Source organism: Acinetobacter sp. 789_lipA, from assembly GCF_058242845.1.
Map to the genome: position 1 here is coordinate 1,877,099 of NZ_JBZAYS010000001.1, position 17,666 is coordinate 1,894,764.

General features: G+C 40.9%; 23 protein-coding genes and 1 tRNA gene. 17 read left to right on the top strand and 7 right to left on the bottom strand.

The window, feature by feature from the left end:
* Window positions 1-62: 62 nt before the first annotated feature.
* The 5 genes from mltB to AC4CUZ_RS09100 form a co-directional block, all read right to left on the bottom strand.
* The gene (mltB, locus tag AC4CUZ_RS09080) at window positions 63-1,064 is read right to left on the bottom strand and encodes a lytic murein transglycosylase B (protein ID WP_062033930.1); all 1,002 of its coding nucleotides are present in this window, start codon (window positions 1,062-1,064) and stop codon (window positions 63-65) included.
* 468 nt (window positions 1,065-1,532) lie between these two features.
* Window positions 1,533-2,183: a hypothetical protein gene (locus AC4CUZ_RS09085; protein ID WP_004695843.1), complete on the bottom strand. Its 651-nt coding sequence runs from the start codon at window positions 2,181-2,183 to the stop codon at window positions 1,533-1,535.
* A gap of 27 nt (window positions 2,184-2,210) precedes the next feature.
* On the bottom strand, window positions 2,211-3,023 hold the full coding sequence (gene queF, locus AC4CUZ_RS09090) for an NADPH-dependent 7-cyano-7-deazaguanine reductase QueF (RefSeq protein WP_168158078.1): 813 nt from the start codon (window positions 3,021-3,023) through the stop codon (window positions 2,211-2,213).
* A complete protein-coding gene (locus tag AC4CUZ_RS09095; protein ID WP_004982514.1) occupies window positions 3,023-3,796 on the bottom strand; it encodes an ABC transporter permease in 774 nt (257 codons plus the stop codon). Before AC4CUZ_RS09095 ends, queF begins: the two co-directional genes overlap by 1 nt.
* Window positions 3,793-4,728 carry an ABC transporter ATP-binding protein gene (locus tag AC4CUZ_RS09100; protein ID WP_201951991.1) on the bottom strand — a complete coding sequence of 312 codons (936 nt, stop codon included), beginning with the start codon at window positions 4,726-4,728 and terminating at the stop codon, window positions 3,793-3,795. Before AC4CUZ_RS09100 ends, AC4CUZ_RS09095 begins: the two co-directional genes overlap by 4 nt.
* 178 nt (window positions 4,729-4,906) lie before the next feature.
* On the opposite strand from AC4CUZ_RS09100, the gene AC4CUZ_RS09105 reads away from it, so the two are divergent.
* A tRNA-Arg gene (locus AC4CUZ_RS09105) sits at window positions 4,907-4,982 on the top strand.
* 823 nt (window positions 4,983-5,805) lie between these two features.
* Here the strand turns inward: AC4CUZ_RS09105 and AC4CUZ_RS09110 are convergent.
* Together AC4CUZ_RS09110 and AC4CUZ_RS09115 are read right to left on the bottom strand one after the other, a co-directional pair.
* Window positions 5,806-6,867, bottom strand: a complete 1,062-nt coding sequence (locus tag AC4CUZ_RS09110) for a phage portal protein (protein ID WP_130234929.1) — start codon at window positions 6,865-6,867, stop codon at window positions 5,806-5,808.
* On the bottom strand, window positions 6,864-8,633 hold the full coding sequence (locus AC4CUZ_RS09115) for a terminase large subunit domain-containing protein (protein WP_490747499.1): 1,770 nt from the start codon (window positions 8,631-8,633) through the stop codon (window positions 6,864-6,866). The genes AC4CUZ_RS09110 and AC4CUZ_RS09115 overlap by 4 nt, the downstream gene beginning before the upstream one ends.
* Window positions 8,634-8,820: 187 nt before the next feature.
* Here AC4CUZ_RS09115 and AC4CUZ_RS09120 point away from each other — a divergent pair, with 187 nt between their 5' ends.
* The 16 genes from AC4CUZ_RS09120 (at window position 8,821) to AC4CUZ_RS09195 (ending at window position 17,663) form a co-directional block, all read left to right on the top strand.
* Complete coding sequence (locus tag AC4CUZ_RS09120) at window positions 8,821-9,663, top strand: GPO family capsid scaffolding protein (protein ID WP_490747500.1); 843 nt, start codon at window positions 8,821-8,823, stop codon at window positions 9,661-9,663.
* 43 nt (window positions 9,664-9,706) lie between these two features.
* Entirely contained in the window at window positions 9,707-10,717 is a 1,011-nt protein-coding gene (locus AC4CUZ_RS09125; protein ID WP_490747501.1) for a phage major capsid protein, P2 family, read from the top strand.
* Between the two features lie 6 nt (window positions 10,718-10,723).
* Window positions 10,724-11,527, top strand: coding sequence for a phage terminase small subunit (gene gpM, locus AC4CUZ_RS09130; protein WP_490747502.1), 804 nt, complete (start codon window positions 10,724-10,726; stop codon window positions 11,525-11,527).
* Between the two features lie 112 nt (window positions 11,528-11,639).
* Window positions 11,640-12,089 (top strand): head completion/stabilization protein, encoded by a 450-nt coding sequence (locus tag AC4CUZ_RS09135; RefSeq protein WP_490747503.1) that lies wholly within the window; start codon window positions 11,640-11,642, stop codon window positions 12,087-12,089.
* Window positions 12,086-12,298, top strand: coding sequence for a tail protein X (locus AC4CUZ_RS09140; protein WP_130234935.1), 213 nt, complete (start codon window positions 12,086-12,088; stop codon window positions 12,296-12,298). The genes AC4CUZ_RS09135 and AC4CUZ_RS09140 overlap by 4 nt, the downstream gene beginning before the upstream one ends.
* 4 nt (window positions 12,299-12,302) lie before the next feature.
* Complete coding sequence (locus AC4CUZ_RS09145; RefSeq protein ID WP_130234936.1) at window positions 12,303-12,650, top strand: putative holin; 348 nt, start codon at window positions 12,303-12,305, stop codon at window positions 12,648-12,650.
* Window positions 12,647-12,919, top strand: coding sequence for a phage holin family protein (locus tag AC4CUZ_RS09150; RefSeq protein ID WP_130234937.1), 273 nt, complete (start codon window positions 12,647-12,649; stop codon window positions 12,917-12,919). The genes AC4CUZ_RS09145 and AC4CUZ_RS09150 overlap by 4 nt, the downstream gene beginning before the upstream one ends.
* On the top strand, window positions 12,916-13,770 hold the full coding sequence (locus AC4CUZ_RS09155; protein WP_490747504.1) for an N-acetylmuramidase domain-containing protein: 855 nt from the start codon (window positions 12,916-12,918) through the stop codon (window positions 13,768-13,770). Before AC4CUZ_RS09150 ends, AC4CUZ_RS09155 begins: the two co-directional genes overlap by 4 nt.
* A complete protein-coding gene (locus AC4CUZ_RS09160) occupies window positions 13,767-14,183 on the top strand; it encodes a hypothetical protein (protein WP_490747505.1) in 417 nt (138 codons plus the stop codon). The genes AC4CUZ_RS09155 and AC4CUZ_RS09160 overlap by 4 nt, the downstream gene beginning before the upstream one ends.
* Window positions 14,104-14,319, top strand: a complete 216-nt coding sequence (lysC, locus tag AC4CUZ_RS09165) for an Rz1-like lysis system protein LysC (protein ID WP_410119886.1) — start codon at window positions 14,104-14,106, stop codon at window positions 14,317-14,319. The genes AC4CUZ_RS09160 and lysC overlap by 80 nt, the downstream gene beginning before the upstream one ends.
* Window positions 14,303-14,812, top strand: a complete 510-nt coding sequence (locus AC4CUZ_RS09170; protein WP_490747506.1) for a phage tail protein — start codon at window positions 14,303-14,305, stop codon at window positions 14,810-14,812. Before lysC ends, AC4CUZ_RS09170 begins: the two co-directional genes overlap by 17 nt.
* A 3-nt stretch (window positions 14,813-14,815) precedes the next feature.
* A complete protein-coding gene (locus AC4CUZ_RS09175; protein WP_490747507.1) occupies window positions 14,816-15,262 on the top strand; it encodes a phage virion morphogenesis protein in 447 nt (148 codons plus the stop codon).
* A 76-nt stretch (window positions 15,263-15,338) separates the two neighbouring features.
* Window positions 15,339-15,890, top strand: a complete 552-nt coding sequence (locus tag AC4CUZ_RS09180) for a phage baseplate assembly protein V (protein ID WP_490747508.1) — start codon at window positions 15,339-15,341, stop codon at window positions 15,888-15,890.
* Window positions 15,887-16,234 carry a GPW/gp25 family protein gene (locus AC4CUZ_RS09185; RefSeq protein WP_490747509.1) on the top strand — a complete coding sequence of 116 codons (348 nt, stop codon included), beginning with the start codon at window positions 15,887-15,889 and terminating at the stop codon, window positions 16,232-16,234. Before AC4CUZ_RS09180 ends, AC4CUZ_RS09185 begins: the two co-directional genes overlap by 4 nt.
* Complete coding sequence (locus AC4CUZ_RS09190; RefSeq protein WP_490747510.1) at window positions 16,231-17,136, top strand: baseplate assembly protein; 906 nt, start codon at window positions 16,231-16,233, stop codon at window positions 17,134-17,136. Before AC4CUZ_RS09185 ends, AC4CUZ_RS09190 begins: the two co-directional genes overlap by 4 nt.
* Window positions 17,133-17,663, top strand: coding sequence for a phage tail protein I (locus AC4CUZ_RS09195; RefSeq protein ID WP_490747511.1), 531 nt, complete (start codon window positions 17,133-17,135; stop codon window positions 17,661-17,663). Before AC4CUZ_RS09190 ends, AC4CUZ_RS09195 begins: the two co-directional genes overlap by 4 nt.
* Window positions 17,664-17,666 lie beyond the last annotated feature (3 nt).

Sequence of the window (17,666 nt, forward strand, 5' to 3'; positions counted from 1 at the left end):
AAATTTACATCATTTTTAAATATTTTTTTATTGACATCTCAAGCTTGAGTAAAAAGCTAGCTCTATCGGCTAGCAATTTCAGCCCCTAATTGCCACACTGCAGTCGCATACATACGGCTCTTGTTATAGGTCGTAATCACTTGAAAGTTAGGGTAAGTGATGTAATAACTTTGCCCATAATTTTCCTGTAGTTGGATCACATTCACCATATCTAAATCATCGATTTTGACAATCGGATTGGTCGGTTGAATGCCCTGATTTTTTAAAACACCATAAGGCGTCGGTAAAGTTAAATCTTTAGCAATGACCGCTTCAGGATTTGAGCCACTATAGCGTGCTGCGAATCCAATTGGCTGATTACGTTGCCAGCCATGATTTGCTAAATAGTTGGCAATTGAACCAATCGCATCGACTGCTGAATTTCGTAAATCGACATGGCCATTGCCGTCATAATCCACACCAAACTTTGGAATATTGCTAGGCATAAATTGTGGGTAGCCCACCGCACCTGCATAAGAACCTACAACTGAGTTGGTTGGCACGCCATCTTTGTAGCTCCATGCGATTAAAGCACTGAGTTCATCTTGGAAATATTGCTTACGGCGTTCGTAACCAAAACCTAAAGTGGCTAAGGCATCACGGGTCACAAAATTACCTTTATTGCTCCCAAAACCTGTTTCTACCCCTAAAATGCCGAGAATGACTGATTGAGGTACACCAAATTGTTGTTCGGCGCGGTTTAAAGTATCTGCATATTGGGCTTTGAAACGGACACCACGTTGAATGGTGCTTTCCGCCATAAAGTTGGTTTTATATTCGTACCACGGTTTACTTTCACCAGGGCGGTTCATAATGTTAATGATGTTGGGTACATTTTTAGAACCATTCATCGCCCAATCAACTTGTTCAGCAGACAGACCATAATTTTGCATGGTTTTTTGTTTAAAGCTGTAATAGTCAGGATGAGAAGCGAAATCGTTGGCTTGGCAAAAACTGGTGATCGACAAAGCGCCAATCAATAAAGGTAAACGTTTAACTTTGTTATAAAAGTTTAAATTTAACATAGAAGTCTAATTTCCAGAGTCGTTATTGGCAGTGGAGCAAAGCGAATAGGGGAATGCCCATAGTTCGCGTTTCTGTTATGTCGAAATTCTTGTGAACGGAGTCTAGCGTGAATAGGCTTTAAGATAACATTGTCTGTACTGAAGCGGGCAAATAGGTATACAAAAAAAGACAAACTCAGCCTATATAAAGGACAGATCAATCAAAATGGCACAGTTTTTCAGGCAGAATATTTACGTGACTATATAAGTCAAGTTTTACTGACTGATATAAAAAGTCTTCCTTATATAGAGGCAATTAAAATTGTAGTGTTTAGGGTCTAGTGACAATGACAAAAAGATCTAGTCTCAGTTTATATATGGACTTTATATAGCTTTATATAAAGACTAAGAAATCACAGCTTAGAAACCAAAATGACCCTACACAAGTAGAGTCATTTTGATCTGAAAAGTCTCGAAGACTTTTAGTACTTAAGCATGAAATAAGGTGTCGTGATATTCAGCCAGAGCTAAAAGTTCATCTTTGGTTAAATTGGGGATGATTTTATTGGCAGCAATATGCACTGCTTTAATGACAGCTGCAGAACCGATATCGGCCGCTTTACGCTTAATCATGCCCAAATCGAGGGTTTTATTAAAGTCATTCATGAAGTGACGTACAGTCGCTTCAGCAAACTGTTTATACAGTTCGGTTAACGCGGCTTTATCTACTTCATTGCCTGCTTTAATTTCAGCATAGTTATATTTGAGGCTGGTCACTAAGCTTGCATCTAACGCTTCACCCACACGGAACTGACCTTCAGCATCCTTAAACAAGCTTTTTTCAGAAAACTGAATCGATGCTTGAACCACATCATTCGATGATTTGCCTAAAAGCTGCTTCAACAAAACCGCAACTGTTGACTTAATATAGCCAGCCAGTTTCTCGGCTGTGTCACGTTTATCACTCGGTGGAAAACGGCGAACTAACTCAGTCAAAATGGCATCAATAATTTCATCATTGATGAGGAGTGCTGTTTTATCACGAAGTGGATATAAAGGTTCACTTGAGTCTTTCTTCTGCTGAGCAGTTTGAATAGTCTGTAAAAGTTCAGTCGATGGAATAAAACCAAAAAATGGCATCGTGTATTAACCTCAATGTTCTTTATTTTATTGTCGCGCCAATCGAATTGGGCGGGGCATCCATGACACATCTGACACACGACAAGGGTTAATGTCTAAACCACCACGGCGTGTATAAGCTGCGTACACCATCAGCTTTTCAGGTTTCAAATTTTGCCAAATATCGGCAAATATTTGTTCCACACATTGTTCGTGGAAACCGTTGTGCTGACGATAAGAGATAATATAAGCCAGTATGCTGTTATAACAAGGCTTTTTACCTTTATATCGGATAAATACCGTGCCCCAATCAGGTTGTCCAGTGACTGGGCAGTTACTTCTGAGTAAATGTGAGTAAATCTGTACTTCAACATCTTCCGCAGTATCATCTAATGCCAATAGATTTGCATTGGGATGATTTTCCAATTGGGTCGGAGTCAGTTCATCAATACAGATACCTTCAGGTTGACTAATTTCCACATCATCGACATGAAAAAGATCAATATTCACATCTGCGCCAGCCGCTGCCGATAAATCCTGTTCGACTGTTTCTTTAAACGTAGCTTTAGACTCAAACTGAGTAAAGTTCATGCTATTAAAGTAAAGTTTTAATGACTTTGACTCAATGAGGTTGGGCGAGGTGGCAGGCAGATTGATGCGACCAATGGCAACTTGCGGAACACCATGGTTATTTAACCAAGAAATTTCAAAAACATGCCACCAGTCTTTACCTTGTTGAATACCTTCAACATGTGCATAGTGCTCACGTGCTGTAGCACGGGCTATAGGAAAAAGAATATCGGGTTGATAAGTTGTAGGGTAATTGGTGTCTTTACCCAAAAGAGAATGTTCTACACTCATTATTCACGCATTCCTGAACCACGAGAAAGTAAATAGTAAGCAATGCCATAAAGCACTGCACAGCATATGGTCATAACAGACAGGGAGACGACGACGTTAACATCGCTATGACCTAAGATGCCGAAACGAAAAGCATTGACCATATATACAATTGGATTGATCAACGATAAATTTTGCCAAAAAGGGCTGAGTGCTGAAATGGCATAAAATACGCCACCTAAATAAGTTAAAGGCGTCAGCACAAAGGTTGGGATGATGGAGATGTCATCAAAAGATTTCGCATACACCGCATTGATAAAACCACCCAGTGAAAATAAGAACGAGGTGACCAAGACGGTGTAAATCGTAACAAACCAATTGGTAATATAAAGGTCAGTAAAAAATAAACTCATAGCTGTCACAATAATACCGACCAAGACCCCGCGACAGACACCACCTAAGACAAAGCCCCATAAAATGGCATGCAAAGGTACAGGACTCATGATTAGCTCTTCAATACTTTTTTGAAATTTGGCACTAAAAAAGCTCGAAGAAACGTTAGCATAACTGTTGGTAATCACCGCCATCATAATCAGTCCAGGTACGATGAACTGCATATAGCTAAAACCGCCCATCTCGCCAATACGAGAACCGACCAAATTGCCAAATATCACAAAGTACAAACTCATGGTAATGGCAGGTGGAAGCAAGGTTTGCGGCCAGATGCGCATAAAGCGGCGAATTTCTTTATGTACTAGAGTATATAAAGCTACGCTAAGTTGATTTAAGTTCATGGCGTAGTTCCTTCGAGATTTTTTTCGACCATCTTCACAAACAGTTCTTCTAAACGGTTGGATTTGTTTCGCATACTGCGGACTTGGATTCCTTGCGATTCGAGCAATTGAAATAAGTCATTGAGGGTATGTGCTCTATCCATAGTCACTTCTAAAGTTACGGCATCGACTAAATGGAAACGAACCCCAATGATGTTGATATGAATCGGTTCAATCGGTGCGGCCAAATCAAAAATAAAGGTTTCTTCATTGAGCTGATTGAGGAAATTTTTCATGCTGGTGTCTTCTTTAATGACACCACGGTCAATAATGGCAATTCGACGACACAGCATTTCCGCTTCTTCTAAATAGTGTGTGGTTAAAATGATCGATGTGCCTTTATTGTTCATTTCTGTGAGGAAGTCCCACATTGAACGCCGCAGCTCAATATCAACCCCTGCTGTGGGTTCATCTAAAATAAGGAGTTTCGGTTCATGCATCATGGCACGGGCAATCATCAGGCGACGTTTCATACCACCTGAAAGCATACGGGCTTGAACACCGCGTTTTTCCCATAAGCCGAGTTTTTCTAAATATTCTTCGGCACGAACTTCCGCAATTTTTTTAGGAATACCATAATAGCCCGCTTGTGTGACTAAGATATCGAAGGTTTTTTCAAACTGACCGAAGTTAAACTCTTGAGGTACAACTCCTAAGCACTGTTTGGCTTGAGAGGGGTGTGTATCGAGATTATGTCCAAAAATTTCGACAGTGCCTGAGGTTTTCTTGGTCAATGAGCTGATAATACCAATCGTTGTAGATTTGCCTGCACCATTTGGTCCAAGAAGGGCATAGAACTCGCCTTCAGGAACAGTTAAATCGATGCCTTTTAAAGCCTGAAACCCATTTTTATAGGTTTTGGACAAATCTCTTAACGTCAATGCATCAGTCATGAAATTCTCGAATGATTAATAGTGGCACTATTGTGAGCGATTATGCCTAATAAACCAAGTAATCTACTCGCAATTCTGTGTTGCAGATATGGAACATTGTATAAAGCATAAGCAGGAAAATCACTCTAAGCTATATAGATGCTTTACCTTGTGATTTTTTTTGATATGATGTGCTCGCGCGCTCATAGCTCAACTGGATAGAGTACAGGTCTCCGAAGCCTGTGGCGTGGGTTCGAGTCCCGCTGAGCGCACCAATTTATCCTTAAATTTCAATAAGTTAGTGTTTTTATAATGCCTAAATATGGGTGTTTTTAGGGGTGAAAATTCCCATTTCATTCCCACCAAAATTAAAACAACAGAATGAAAAACATGCAAAAGCCTATATTTGAGTAAATTAATAAAAAGTTGGGGACTATCGTTTTTTTGAAGTAATAAAGTAATATTTTCTTATAATCTTAATTAATACAATAGTTTATTAAATTATTGATATGTAATTTAGAGGTAATATTGAAGTAATTTATTGCTGTGAAAAAATGTTAGATTTAGATTATATCTGTATCAATAAAATCAATAACTTATAAAATATTACTTAGGATATTACAAAAAATTACCTTCAAAGGTAAGGTTATATATTTATATTTTTCAGTTACTTATATTGCTCTATTACTTTATTACTCCATAAAAAATCTATTAGATAGAAAACACATTTATATGTGCCTTAAAGATGGGAACGCATCAAGCTATGGCCGTAACAGATGTAAGGCTAAATATTTATTCTGTCTTGTTTTCGATTGAGTTTTAGCCAAATAAATAAATGTGTAGATCCGTAGTGAAATGCAGTATTAAAAAAGCTACTCGAATGCTGAAATGTACTAATAACAGCTTATGTTCACCTGATTTTTTCCTTTGTCTGTCCCTGCAGTAAAATAGCCACATTTAGAGAGGGCAGGTGGGGTGGGGCAACTGCGCGGGCGTGGTGGTGCGGTGGATTAGTTGGGAATTATTCTTATTTGAGTTTGATCCCATAAAAAAACCCGCGATGAGCGGGCTTTAAAGTGATGTTTGTAAATTTATAAATTACTTGTTCTGAATCAATCCATACTCTTTAAACTTAATCACCTCATCACCCGCCCATTCATTGAACTGAAGTAGACGAGATTGTAATGGGACAATCTCATTGTGGTAAAACACTTCGGTGGCAGATTTAATATCACCAAAACCACCTGCGTTACTTGGAACGATACCCATCAACTGTGGCGGAATGCGTAATGCAGCCAAAGTGTCATCACGTGTAATTGACTTAATATTGGTGAAATCGTCTTTTGCTGCAATCTCGGAAGTTGGGATGACTTGAATGCCATCCTTTTTCCCATTTGGACTGTAATAGAATAAGTTTCGGAAATTCCCTGGTCCTTTGCTTTCTTTTAATGCGGTACGCAGGGCAGTGATATCATTTGGATCACTGGCGGGGTCATTCACATAAAGAATGAATCCAGCATGAGAACCATTGTTGTAATACTTACGACGAAATAGAGTAGCAGATTCATTCAACCACGCACTTTGCAAAGCAGATATATACTCAGGTGTACCATAAATTTCTTGATCAACATCTGTCTCGCGTATTTGGCAAATACGGTCTTGAGGAAACTCATGCTCTGTATATCCGCGATGCCCTTGATCTAAATAGAAGTACTGCCCCTTATTTTCCCCAGCTCTTGTATATTTTGCTAAAGCAGGCTTGAACTCAATTGTATTGTTCAAGCGCGAACGAACATCTTCAACATAGGTATTTCCGCACCAAATGAAATCTAAACCAACTTGCTCAAAGGACTGTCTACTCATACGTGGATGAGGGACAAATAAGTTGGCTAAAAAATTCCGTTTGAAAATAATCCCGCTACTTAAATATGGTGTTGATTTCCAGCTTTTCGACAGACCTTCAAGGCTGACCTGTGGTTCATACCAACGGCCATTAAACCAGCATTGCATATAGTTTGATAAATCATTTCCATCCAATACTGGAACAGCATCACCAAAGGAAAATGCTTCCGTTTTCTGAGAAACTGTTTGTTGTAATGGCTGCGGTAAAAAGTTTAGTGCAGTGTTCATTAAACTTTTGGCTGTTGAAAATGGGTTCATGAGTAAATCTCCAAGACGGAAGTGTTTGTTTCTGTAATGCCAGCCAGTGGTTCGTTATAGATTGCATGCATAAGTGCCCAAGCGAGATCGGCATGCCCAATGTCTTCTGATCGACCTGCAGTAAACGTGATTTGTTTTTGACTAGCTGTAATCGTTTTTTTGATGCTCATGAGTGACTGAGTTAAATCCTTATCACCTGCATCGTATTCAAGCCGTCCATTGCGGATGACATCCAAAGTTTTATAAACAAGTTGTGCTTTAACTTCGGGCGAATATTTAAATGAATGAACAGCAGGAAAGAACTGTCGTACAAGTTCTGCAACACCCACGCCCATGCCTGTTGTATCAATACCTATGTAAGTTACGTTGTAGCGTAAAGTGATGCTTCTGATATGTTCTGCTTGTTGGGCAAAGTCATCACCTTTGAACTGGTGACGTTCTAATACACGGAACTTTCCGCCCGCTACAGCAGGAGGGGCGACCACAACTAAGCCAGCATTATCTCCAGTCAAAGCGGGATCGTATCCGACCCACACTTGTTTGTTGGCATAAGGGCGTGAATGCCAAACTTTAAAATCAGTCCAAGTTTCTAAACTGTCCACCATGCAATGCTGAAGCATGTTGAGCGGGAACATGGATTGACCATCATCCACGAATTCACACATTAACAAGTTTTGAAAGTCATCAGCAGAGTATTCAAAACGAAGATCATCAATATTGAATAGATCGCATCCGCCTTCTTCAGCATCCAAAATGGTGACAATTTGGCGCCAAATCTTGTCCTCGCAAAGTCGCCCTTTTTTCAGAGCCGAGTGAGAGACATCAATCTTAACTTGTTTGTTTTTTGGACGGCCTTTATTGAATCGTTCACCAGTCCAAAATGAATGCGCTTCATGAGTAATGGTTGATGGAGTAGAAAAATAGGTTTTACGCCATTTCTTCTGCAAAGCCATTGCCGATGCAACTTTTTCCAACTCATTAAATCCATGAGTCCAGAAAAATTCGTCAAAATAAAAATTCCCATGATGTCCCTGTGCTGTACGGTAGTTTGTACCTAAGAACAACAGCTCTGCACCATTGGAAAGAACAATCGGATCACCCGTCAGTTCCACCCCACAAATATCGGCTGCAAAGGCTTTGATGTAATGCTTAAAAATATGGGCTTGTGCTTTTGAAGCCGATAAGAAAATCTGATTACGGCCAGTTTTTAGAGCATCGATTAAAGCTTCACGGGCAAAATAATAGGTTGCACCAATCTGACGACTTTTAAGAATTGCACGGGAGCGCTGATCCATTGCCCGATACCAATTCCATTGATAATCGAATAGGTTCTCCTCAAAAGCCAACACCAGTTCTTCGATTTGTTCTTCTGTAAAATGGTTCGGAACTTTTTTACGTGGCGCTGTATTTCGTTTGCGGATCTCAGGGTTTAAATCTGCTTCAGTACCGTCATTTCGGTATTTCTCAATTCGGGCGAATTCTTTATATGCCCGCATCAATACATCGATTTCTTTAATGTCACCCGAAGTCTTTTTATTTTTTAGAATGAGCATCATCAAACGAAGAGATAAAGCGTTTTCGACACGATTTTCGGGCTTTTCTTTTTCCCAATCCTCACGTGTTTTCCATGCCTGAACTGTTCGCTCATTTTCATTCAGTACTTCTGCAATATCGACAATTTTCCACCCAAGCCAATATAAAAATTTGGCTTTCAGTTTGTTGTCCATAATCAGATGTAAGTTTGCTATTGGAGATAAATCATTCATTGCCAAGGGCTATTTGCTTTAATGTGCAAACATTGGCAGTACCTCATCTTTTTAGCAGTCTTAATAATTTGTATATGAGCTATATACAAAAATTTCGCATTGCGGTGAGTATGTAACATTGCCCATTCTGCACCTATTCGAAAACGTGATTTTTATCCGACAATCAATTTACTGAATAGGTTTGCAAATGAGCAAAGAAGATAAAAAATATAAATCCAAGTGGTTCCGCATTGCAGTAGCAGGAGACACCACGGACGGACGTGAAATTCAAGCCGAATGGATTATCCAAATGGCTGATAACTATGATCCGAATACCTACGGTGCTCGTATCAATATGGAACATTTCCGTAGTGTTTTTCCAGATGGAGTGTTTGGTGCTTATGGCGATGTTTTGGCACTGAAAACTGAAAAAGTCGACATCAACGGTGAAGAAAAAGATGCACTATTTGCTCAAATCGAGCCTACCCAAAGCCTGATTGAACTGAACAAGAAAAAGCAAAAAGTTTATACATCTATTGAAGTGGATGACAATTTTGCAAACAAAGGTTCAGCATATTTGGTCGGTTTAGCCGTGACAGATAGTCCAGCATCTTTGGGGACAGAAATGTTGCAGTTTGCAGCTGGTGCAAAAGTAAACCCATTCTCCGACAAGAAACAGAAACCAGAAAATTTGTTTACAGCTGCTCAAGAAGTCTCTCTCGAATTTGAAGAGGTTAAAGAGCAGCAATCTTATTCCGCAGGCTTACTCGACAAAGTAAAAAAATTATTCTCAAAACAAGAACAAAACGACAAAAAGTCTGCGGAATCTTTTTCTGAGCAAGAACAGGCCATTGTCGAAATTGCCACAGAAACGGCAAATCAAGGCAAAGCTGTCTCAAAAATTGAAAATGATTTCAACACTTTGAATACAGCACATGAGCAACTTCAAAACGACTTTACTGAGCTGAAAAATAAGCTCAATGGCGAGCCAAACGATGAACATCGTCCAAAATCTGGCAATTCGAAATTCAACGAAGTAGTTGATTGCTAGACCAATTCGCCAACCCATTCCAGAATTAAGAAGAGTACACATCATGCGTAACGAAACACGTTTTAAATATAATGCTGCAATGGCTCAATTAGCTCAGCTGAATAACGTTGAAAAAGTTTCTCATAAATTTAATGTTGCCCCGACTGTGCAACAAAAATTAGAAGATAAAATTCAATTGTCATCAGCATTTCTACAAAAAATTAATGTCTTTTTAGTAGATGAACAATCAGGTTCAGCGGTAGGTCTAGGCATTTCCCGTCCAACCGCTTCGCGTACCAATACTGATACAACGGATCGTCAGGCAAAAGATCCAAGCAATATGGATGAGCGATTCTACTTCTGTCGTAAAACAGACTTTGATACCGCCATCAAATATCAGAAGTTGGATCAATGGGCAAAGTTTAAAGACTTCTATGCACGTTTTTCTGGTCAGATCCAAAAGCGTCAAGGTCTTGACCGTATCATGATTGGTTTTAACGGTACGTCTTTTGCTGCGACCACAGACATTGTGGCCAATCCAAAATTGCAGGACGTTAACAAAGGCTGGCTGCAAAAAATGCGTGAAGAAAATGTGGCACGTGTCCTTTCTTCAGGTGCAGCACAGGGCAAAATTACTATTGGAAAATTAGGTGACTACAAAAATGTAGACGCTTTGGTGATGACTTTAGTTGATGAAATGATCGATGAAGTACACCAGGACAACCCTGATCTTGTGGTGCTTTGTAACCGTAAAACTGTAGCGGATAAATATTTCCCATTGGTCAACCAAGATCAGCCGAACTCTGAAAAGCTGGCTGCAGACATCATTATCAGTCAAAAACGTATGGGCAACTTACCCGTCTATGCAGTGCCGTTCTTCCCTGAAGATACCATCTTAGTCACCACTTTCGATAACTTATCGATTTATGTGCAAGAAGGATCTCGTCGACGTACCGTCATCGATAACCCGAAGCGTGACCAAATCGAAAACTATGAGTCTTCAAATGAAGATTACTACATCGAAGATTTAGGTCTTGCTGCGATGGCTGAAAAAATCGAAATCTTGGCGGAGTAATGTTGAATGAACTTTGCACGACAACATTTTCTCAAACACAGTGCTAAAGCAGCAGCGGTTTCCGCTGCTGAGTTTGGCACCATGGAGTCGCAAACGGCTTATGAGTTGCAATTAATGCAGTTGAATAATGACCGTCGACGTCTCAAACAGATTCAGTCCACCGAAGCGAAAATTCAGCTCAAGCAAGGACTAGTTCCAACTTACTTACCTTATGTAGATGGAATCATGGAAGCCAATACTGGCGTCCAAGATGAAGTCTTTATGACGGTATTGGTCTGGTGCATTGACACTGGAAATTATGCCAAAGCGCTAGAAATGGCTGAATTTGCACTATGGCATAACATGATCATGCCAGATCGTTTTGAGCGTAAGACGGCTACTTTGGTGACTGAAGAAATTGCTAACGCATTTTTGAAGCAGTTGAAAACCAATGCTGAAGTTGAAATTGGGGTACTGCAGCAATTAGAGCAACTTGTCCTCCAAACAAAGTTTGATGAAAAACTTCCAGACATGCCTGATCAAGTTAAATCAAAGCTTTTAGTTGCTTTAGGCAAAGCGACGATTAAACAGATCCAAAGCAAAGATGAACCGAGTCAGTCAGACATTGCTTTTGCTCAAGAAGCACAAGCACATCTTGAACGCGCAATTGAACTGGATGACAAGTGTGGTGGTAAACAGGATTTAAAAACAATGGAGACATTGTTGAAAAAGTTCCCACCAGAAGTAGAAAAACAAGCTGAACCTTTGCTCAATGCAAACGGTTCACAAGTCGTGGATGACCAGGGCGACCTGCAGTTCAAACCGACATAACCGAGTGCCCACGCACCGCATGGGCGAACAATGGTGATGTCATTACACTGTAATACTCATTAAAACCATTGTTCCCACCCATGCACTAACAAAAACAACGGCAGGGGATAGCATGGGATTCGTCGCAAATGGCAATAACACACCAAGCCACATCCAAATCAAAAGTGACCCGTTTTATCCGATTATTGTTTTGGATCAAATCCGAGAAATTGTCCGTATTGATAGCGCGGTTACCAACGAAAGACTTCAGCAAGCAATCATCGAAGAAGTGCTCGACACCAACCGATTATTAGTGTCCCTCAAAGCGAAAGCAGGGACTTTGTCAGAGCTATCGACAACACAAATCAATGATCAACCTGATACCGACTTTTTGTATTTGTCTGCAGTGGCCAACGGTGTCGCTGCCAAATTAAATGAGAACTATCGAAATTATGACAGTTCAAACACAGGTGCAAAAAAAGCCGAACAAGCCGAGTGCACGGTGGATGATTATCGTCGCAACAAGCAATGGGCCATTCAGCATTTATTAGGTCAGAACCACACAGTCGTGGAGCTGATATGAGCAAAACCATCATCGCAATTCAAAACGACACTATCGACACTATTTGTTGGCGTGAATACGGACGCAGCGCTGGTGTCGTGGAAATGGTACTCGAAGCAAATCCAAGCATTATCGACCATGGCGTTTTTATTCCGATGGGGACGGAAGTCATTCTGCCTGATATAGAAACACCACAACAAACAAAACAAACCATCCAGCTATGGGACTAATTAAATGGCAGAACCAACAACACCAGTAACCATTGCAGCATTGAGTGCAGTTTCATTATTTCCATTTATCAATGGAAACGCATTGTTAGGGGCAGTACTTGGGGCAGCTTTTATTGCCACATTTGAAAAAGATTTAAACGCCTTTCAACGTATCCGAAACATGCTCCTTGCAACGGGTATTGGTTATATCAGTGCACCCTTAATCACTGAGCACACTTTCTTAAAAGCAGATGCAGTCGCAGCGCTCATTACCTCAACCCTTTGCTTATTCATCTTAATCAAAGTGGTGGATTGGGTTAAGGCAGCCAAGCTGTCTGACATTTTGAACATTTTCCGAGGTGGAAAACCATGATTGAACTTCTCTTTCAATGGATCGCAGTCTTAGCCTATTTATTATGCGGATTTCGTATTGCTTGCTTCAGCCACGGTGGAAATTTCCACCGTGGCTACTCATGGTTAGCAGCCCTCTTAATTGGATCATTCTTAGGCCAGTCCATTCACATTTTATTTTTCAAAGACCCGGTCACCTTATGGGATGCCATCTTTGCAGTACTTCTTGGGGTACTCATCTGGAGATCCAAAGGTAATGTGGCCAAACTTATTTGGAGTACGACTCAATGATTCTTAAATTTGGTGCTCGAGGCGATGAAGTCGTCTTAGTTCAGAAAAAACTGAAAGAACTTGGCTTTAAAGGCCAAACAGGTAAGCCTCTCAGTACCGACGGCATTTTTGGTGAAAGTACAGAATTTGCCGTCATTCAATTCCAAAAAAGCAAAGGTATTTTGGTCGACGGAAAAGTAGGGGATAAAACCCGTGCTGCACTTGCAGGTTCCGATGTTAGTAAGTTGCTCAAAGACAGCGACTATATTGCCGCTGCAAAACGTTTAAAAGTGTCTGAATTGACCATCCGTGTCTTTGGTGCAGTTGAAGGACGTGGGGTAGGTTTTTTAAAAAATGGTAAAGCTAAAATCCTATTTGAACGTCATCGCATGTACTTCTACTTAGCACAGTTCAAAGGCAAGTCCTTTGCCAGTTTACAAGCACAAACATGCCCAAGCATCGTAAATCCTAAAACGGTTGGCTATAAAGGAAATGAAGCGGAATACACCCGCTTGCGGTTAGCTCAAAACATTCATCCTGAGTCTGCCTTGATGTCATGTAGTTGGGGGCAGTTCCAAATTATGGGTGAAAACTGGAAAGAGTTAGGTTACGAATCTGTTTTCGATTTCAAGAAACAAATGCAAACCAGTGAATCCCTGCAGCTTGAATCCTTTATCCGCTTTATTGAATGGAAAACTGGCACAGTTGGCGGGAAAAAAGTTTCATTATTAGAAGCCTTACGTGCAGAAGATTGGACAGCAGTTTTCACGCTTTACAACGGTCCAAATTATAAAAAACTCGGTTACCAAGCCAAGTTCCAAAAAGAATGGGATCACCTTGAGCCGATTTATGGAGCAAAGCAAGTCGCATGATGCCACTGACTTTACTTCGCCCATTCGTAAAGCCACTCATATTGTTATTTATATGTGTGGCTTTGGTGCTGACATTTAAATTTGTACTCAAATCTCAACAAAAAATTGGTGCACTAGAGCAAGCGCTGAGTGAAAAACAACAGCAGCTGGAGCAGCAAGCATCAAGAATAAAATCAATTCAAACCAGTGTGTCTGAGCAGCAAAAAAGTATTGTTGAATTGCAGAAGGTACAAAGTGATTTACAGTCCAAATTTGAACAGCGTCAAATCACCTTAAAAGAGATATTTGCTCATGATGAACCTTCTAAAAGTTGGTCTGTTCAGCCTATTCCTGATGCAGTTCGCAGCATGTTCAACACAGCCCCAACCCATAACAGAAGTCAAATTGTATCCAGTGCTCATCCCCTGCAATAAGCCAATATTTAGCCTAAGCACAAATCTAGATTTGGTCTTGGCTTTAGAGCAAACGGAACTTGCTCGAGCTCAGTGTTCAGCACAGGTGGATTCCATTATCAAAATTCAGGATCAAAACAATGAGAAAGCCCGATAGTTTACGAAGTCACTTACTCAATGCGGTGAAAGAACTCCAGCGAGATCCTGATCGTTTGTTGATTTTTACAGACAAAGGAAATGTTCGTTGCACTATGGCAAATGGCCTTTCATTTGAATATGTCTATGAAATCAATTTAATCCTAACCGACTATGCAGGGGAGCTTGATGCAGTCATGCTGCCTTTGTTCGATTGGGTGCGTACGCATCAGCATGAGCTATTAGTGAACACTGAAAAATCGAAAGAGGCGTTTAAGTTTGAGACTGAAATATTGAGCAATCATACAGTCGACCTTTCTTTAACCTTTCCTCTAACTGAACGGGTGATTGTGAAGCGTCAAGGCGATGGCACACTCGATATTTCTTTTCCTGATGAACCTCAATATGAAACCGCGACTGAACCTAAGCCATTCAAAATGATCGATCATAAGACAGGTGAAGTCTTGGCTGAGTGGATGTCTGCGCCATCTGAAAATCATTACTTTGGGCCCTAATTGATGGCAGAGCTTCAGGCACTAAACGATTATCTTGCTCCATTGCTTACCAAGTTAAGCGATGCCGAGCGACGAAAATTAGAAATGAGCATTGCCCGCAAAGTTCGGGCATCACAAAAGACCAGGATAACGCGACAACAAAATCCCGATGGCAGTGCTTTTGTGCCTCGAAAAAAACGACTAAGGGACAAGAAAAATAAAATCAAAAACAAAATGTTCAATCTCATTAAAACTTCAAAATATATGCGGATTGAGCGAACTCCTGAAGGGGTCGCAATTGGCTTTATGAACAGAGTGGCCAACATTGCCCGGGTTCACCAATATGGTTTAAGAGATCGAGTTGAAAAGGGCGGTCCGACCGTCAAATACGACAGCCGAGAGCTATTAGGTTTTACCCCCGCAGAGTTAGAAATGATTGAATCCGAAGTCTTAGACCATTTTTCAAAATAAGAACAATCCTTTGTATATAGCGCATATACAAAAATAATCACATGCATAAAAAGGCGGGCTGCATAACGATTGCAACATGAATGCAGATCTAGCCCGTCGTCTTGAAAATCTTGTCCGTTTTGGACGGATCAAGACCATTGAACCGTCTCAATCCTATACAACAGTCACCGTCAATTTAGGCGAGATTACGACTGGAAATATCCGTTATTTAAATTTAAGAGCTGGAGCCGATAGAACTTGGGATCCTCCAAGCATTGGGGAAGAAGTTGTCGTTCTCAGCCCTTCGGGTGTTTTAGACATGGGTGTTGCTATAGCGGGCTTGAACAATGAAACCAACCCTGCGCCATCAAGTGACCTAAATAAAGTAATTCGACTTTTTTCAGATGGTTGCATCCTTTCATACGACACTAAAACCCATCATTTAGATGCTGTATTACCAGAAGGTGGCACTTGTAATTTAACAGCAGATGTCAGCATCACTGGAAAACTTACTGTCTCAGAAACGATTACCGCAGGAAAAGACATCTCTACAGAAGCCGATGTAAAAGCGGGTGATATCAGTTTGAGAAAACATAGAACACCGGGCATTCAGTCAGGTGGAAGTACTTCAGGAGCACCCGTTCCATGATCAATAAAAAAAGTGGTCAAACGATCAGTACAGTTCAAGAGTCAATACAGCAAGCAATAGAGGACATCATCACGACCCCCATTGGAAGTCGGGTTATGCGTCGAACCTATGGATCACTGATTTTTGAATTAATAGATCAGTCCATTAATGATGCCTTGATCTTGAAGTGCTACAGCGCGATTTATACCGCAGTTTCAACTTGGGAAAACCGCATCGACATTAGTCAAATCACAGCCAGCGGGGTAGATGGTACAGGTTTAGTTTTTGATATTGAAGGTGTCTATAAAACCACAGGACAAGAAATGAATTTAAGAATTCCTCTAAATATGGGGGCTCAAGCATGAGTGTTGACTTTAGCCAGCTGGCTCCACCTGACATTATTGAAACATTGGATTTTGAGTCGATCTTGGCTGAAAGAAAAGCGAGTCTTATTGAAAAATTCCCTGCTAATGAAAAAACTCAAATTACTGAAACCTTAGATCGTGAAAGTGAGCCTCTAACAAAGTTCCTACAGGAAAATGCGTATCGTGAAATCGTTTTACGAAATCGTATCAACACCGCTGCGAGAGCATTATTACTGGCCTACGCCACTAAAAACGATTTAGACCAAGTTGGTGCAAACTTTAATGTAAAACGCTTAGTCATCAAACCTGCAGATTTGTCGATTACACCCCCAACGGCAGCAGTCATGGAATCAGATGATGCCTTTCGAGAGCGGATTCAACTGGCCTTTGACACATTGTCTGTTGCTGGTCCAGAAGCTGCATATAAGAAATTTGCCCGCGATGCTGATGGTCGTGTTGGTGATGTTTCAGTAGTCTCACCTCAGCCCGCATATATCACTTTAACCATTTTACAAGCGGACTCATTGACGGGGTCTGCATCCCCAGAGCTAGTGCAAATTGTAGAAAATGCCGTAACAGCGGAAGACGTTCGCCCGATTGGTGACCGCGTTACAGTCCAATCTGCCGAAATCATTTCCTATGACATTAATGCCAAGCTCTATGTTGGCAAAGATCCTGAAGCAGCCACTTTGTTGCAGCAGTCACTCAATAATGTGACGGCTTATGCCACAAAACAAAAACGACTGGGTCGATCCATTCGGCTGTCTGCTATATACGCTGCACTGCATATTGATGGCGTGCATCGAGTTGAGTTGATTAGTCCAATTGCCGATGTCGTCTTTACACCGTTACAAGCCACGTATTGCACCAACATTGCCGTTTCTATTGGGGGGATTGAGTGAGCCAACTACTTCCTCCGAACAGCACCCAATTTGAACGAAATGTCACTGAAGTCACGGCTCAGAATTGTGCCTTGCCTGTTGAAATAAAGTCTTTGGCTTCGATCGATCAAGCTCCCGATCCATTCTTATCTTTTCTTGCATGGCAATACTCGGTCGACTCATGGGATACCAACTGGCAACCCTCGCTACAACGTCAACTGATTAAGAAATCTTTTCGCCAACACCAAATTAAAGGAACTCGAACGGCCGTTCGAGAAGTACTGGCGCAGTTTGGCTACCAGTGCATTTTTCAAGAGTGGTTTGAAACTAATCCAGTCGGTACACCAGGCACATTCACCTTAGAACTGGATCTCAATGGACTAGAACTAAATGAAACCACTTATGCCGAAGTAAACCGCCTAGTCAAAGATGCAAAGCCCGCCAGTCGCCACCTCACCAATTTAGTGATTAATGTTCAACCTATCTGTATTCCGCGAGTGGCTATCGGCACGCATGGCGCGGAAACAGTCACCATTTATGTCGAGTAGAAA